The sequence below is a fragment of the Pseudomonas sp. NPDC089554 genome (genome assembly GCF_050280645.1).
Lineage (GTDB): Bacteria > Pseudomonadota > Gammaproteobacteria > Pseudomonadales > Pseudomonadaceae > Aquipseudomonas.
The window spans coordinates 1-2,398 of sequence record NZ_JBNNVR010000183.1 but is presented as its reverse complement, the minus strand read 5'-3'; the positions used below and the strand labels follow the sequence as shown (position 1 = coordinate 2,398).

The 2,398-nt window shown below is 51.8% G+C and carries 2 tRNA genes and 2 rRNA genes; all 4 read right to left on the bottom strand.

The features are described from left to right. Positions 1-100 (bottom strand): 23S ribosomal RNA (locus ACQKPE_RS26280); the annotation flags it as partial. A gap of 251 nt (positions 101-351) precedes the next feature. Further along, positions 352-427, bottom strand: a tRNA-Ala gene (locus tag ACQKPE_RS26275). Positions 428-523: 96 nt separating this feature from the next. Beyond that, a tRNA-Ile gene (locus ACQKPE_RS26270) sits at positions 524-600 on the bottom strand. Positions 601-687: 87 nt separating this feature from the next. Continuing rightward, positions 688-2,224 (bottom strand): 16S ribosomal RNA (locus tag ACQKPE_RS26265). Between the last annotated feature and the right edge of the window lie 174 nt (positions 2,225-2,398).

Genomic DNA, 2,398 nt, shown 5'->3' with positions numbered 1-2,398 from the left:
CAGTCTGTTTGCCGACTCCCCAAAGCTTTTCGCAGGCTACCACGTCTTTCATCGCCTCTGACTGCCAAGGCATCCACCGTATGCGCTTCTTCACTTGACCATATAACCCCAAGCAATCTGGTTATACTGTGAAGACGACATTCGCCGAAAATTCGTATTTCGCGCTCTCGCGCAGAACTCACAAATTTTACCTTAGCCTGATCCACCAGCAGTGAAACTGGTGTTCAGTCTATTTCTATCACATATCCGAATTTTTAAAGAACGATCTGACAAAAGCCAGAAATCAACATTCCAACGCACCAGCGTGAATGCTCATTTCTAGGTTCTGATCAAGGTAGACACAACAGAAAGTGGTGGAGCCAAGCGGGATCGAACCGCTGACCTCCTGCGTGCAAGGCAGGCGCTCTCCCAGCTGAGCTATGGCCCCGCATATTGGTAGGTCTGGGCAGATTTGAACTGCAGAAGAGCCGTCCTCACCACTCTTTATCCAGAGGCATGGGGTACTCAACATTCCAACCAAAATTGGTAGGTCTGGGCAGATTTGAACTGCCGACCTCACCCTTATCAGGGGTGCGCTCTAACCAACTGAGCTACAGACCTAAGGGTAAAACTTTGGGTCTTGATCGTCTTTATACAATGAATCAAGCAATTCGTGTGGGAGCTCATCAGCAGGCTGATGTCTTCGATTAAGGAGGTGATCCAGCCGCAGGTTCCCCTACGGCTACCTTGTTACGACTTCACCCCAGTCATGAATCACACCGTGGTAACCGTCCCCCCGAAGGTTAGACTAGCTACTTCTGGTGCAACCCACTCCCATGGTGTGACGGGCGGTGTGTACAAGGCCCGGGAACGTATTCACCGCGACATTCTGATTCGCGATTACTAGCGATTCCGACTTCACGCAGTCGAGTTGCAGACTGCGATCCGGACTACGATCGGTTTTGTGAGATTAGCTCCACCTCGCGGCTTGGCAACCCTCTGTACCGACCATTGTAGCACGTGTGTAGCCCAGGCCGTAAGGGCCATGATGACTTGACGTCATCCCCACCTTCCTCCGGTTTGTCACCGGCAGTCTCCTTAGAGTGCCCACCATCACGTGCTGGTAACTAAGGACAAGGGTTGCGCTCGTTACGGGACTTAACCCAACATCTCACGACACGAGCTGACGACAGCCATGCAGCACCTGTGTCAGAGTTCCCGAAGGCACCAATCCATCTCTGGAAAGTTCTCTGCATGTCAAGGCCTGGTAAGGTTCTTCGCGTTGCTTCGAATTAAACCACATGCTCCACCGCTTGTGCGGGCCCCCGTCAATTCATTTGAGTTTTAACCTTGCGGCCGTACTCCCCAGGCGGTCAACTTAATGCGTTAGCTGCGCCACTAAAATCTCAAGGATTCCAACGGCTAGTTGACATCGTTTACGGCGTGGACTACCAGGGTATCTAATCCTGTTTGCTCCCCACGCTTTCGCACCTCAGTGTCAGTATCAGTCCAGGTGGTCGCCTTCGCCACTGGTGTTCCTTCCTATATCTACGCATTTCACCGCTACACAGGAAATTCCACCACCCTCTACCGTACTCTAGCTCGCCAGTTTTGGATGCAGTTCCCAGGTTGAGCCCGGGGCTTTCACATCCAACTTAACGAACCACCTACGCGCGCTTTACGCCCAGTAATTCCGATTAACGCTTGCACCCTCTGTATTACCGCGGCTGCTGGCACAGAGTTAGCCGGTGCTTATTCTGTCGGTAACGTCAAAATTGCACGGTATTAACGTACAACCCTTCCTCCCAACTTAAAGTGCTTTACAATCCGAAGACCTTCTTCACACACGCGGCATGGCTGGATCAGGCTTTCGCCCATTGTCCAATATTCCCCACTGCTGCCTCCCGTAGGAGTCTGGACCGTGTCTCAGTTCCAGTGTGACTGATCATCCTCTCAGACCAGTTACGGATCGTCGCCTTGGTGAGCCATTACCTCACCAACTAGCTAATCCGACCTAGGCTCATCTGATAGCGCAAGGCCCGAAGGTCCCCTGCTTTCTCCCGTAGGACGTATGCGGTATTAGCGTTCCTTTCGAAACGTTGTCCCCCACTACCAGGCAGATTCCTAGGCATTACTCACCCGTCCGCCGCTGAATCGAGAAGCAAGCTCCCCTCATCCGCTCGACTTGCATGTGTTAGGCCTGCCGCCAGCGTTCAATCTGAGCCATGATCAAACTCTTCAGTTCAATACTGCTTGGGTTTTTAAGTAACCCTAAACTTGGCTCAGCAATCTCAAATGACTATGTGATTTCTCGCATGGCCACTTGTGATGCTGATAATCTTGGCGACGATCAGTCCATACTCACAAGCACCCACACGAATTGCTTGATTCGATTTGTTAAAGAGCGTTTGGCGAAGCG